Origin of the sequence: Phaeodactylibacter luteus (assembly GCF_007993045.1) — a bacterium.
Classification (GTDB): domain Bacteria; phylum Bacteroidota; class Bacteroidia; order Chitinophagales; family Saprospiraceae; genus Phaeodactylibacter; species Phaeodactylibacter luteus.
This window is the reverse complement of sequence record NZ_VOOR01000173.1, coordinates 1-675: the sequence shown is the minus strand read 5'-3', so window position 1 is coordinate 675 and position 675 is coordinate 1. Positions and strand designations below refer to the sequence as shown.

Annotated in this window: 1 protein-coding gene and 1 pseudogene; both read left to right on the top strand. The window is 48.4% G+C overall.

Annotated features, from left to right (window positions below):
* Positions 1-112: 112 nt before the first annotated feature.
* Entirely contained in the window at positions 113-337 is a 225-nt protein-coding gene (locus FRY97_RS22000) for a hypothetical protein (protein WP_147169773.1), read from the top strand.
* Positions 338-444: 107 nt separating this feature from the next.
* Positions 445-675: pseudogene (locus FRY97_RS21995) on the top strand (hypothetical protein); the annotation flags it as partial.

Genomic DNA, 675 nt, shown 5'->3' with positions numbered 1-675 from the left:
TTTAGGACTTGACTATACTTTTGGGATTTTTAACAAAGATGAAAATAAACTTATTGGGTCATCAGGACTGGGCGCAAACCAAATTGTCGCATAGGCATAAAATCGTATATTTATGAAAAACAATATGGACAAGGAAAAATTCCTAGCTTTAGCGGCCAAAAAATATGAGCATATCAACGCACTAACGGACAAGCTGACGATGATGGACTATGAAAAAGGTTTAGTCGAGATCATGCAGGAGCTGGGCCGTGAAGTGGCCCAGTCACAACTTGGAGACCAGGCCCAAGACCGTCGAAAAAAAAGAGGTACCAATCCACCTTCGGGACAATCGAAGTAAGAAAAGAGCACCCGTTTATATGCGGTGCCAAGCACGATTTTGCCATATCGCCACTGCTTCAAAGCCATATGTTAGAGTTTGCAAATGCGCTTCCTTTCAAGCCGGCTATGTCATTACTCCAAACGGTCCTGCCCGCTGCCCGGCTAGGCTCTAGCCAAGCTCAGCGGCTGGCCCAGCACTTTGGGGCATTAGATGCAATGGAAGAGCTTTTGCAGAGCCCGGGCTTCGACATGCCAGTGCCGGCAGAGGCTGCCGGTGGCAAAAGCGTGCTATATATCCAAGTCGATGGAGGGCACCTGCTGACCGACGACGGCTACAAAGAAACAAAGGTGGGCAGG

Bases quoted from the DNA above. Each gene is read 5' to 3' on its own strand.
- FRY97_RS22000 (WP_147169773.1), top strand. From the start codon at position 113: ATGAAAAACAATATGGACAAGGAAAAATTCCTAGCTTTAGCGGCCAAA.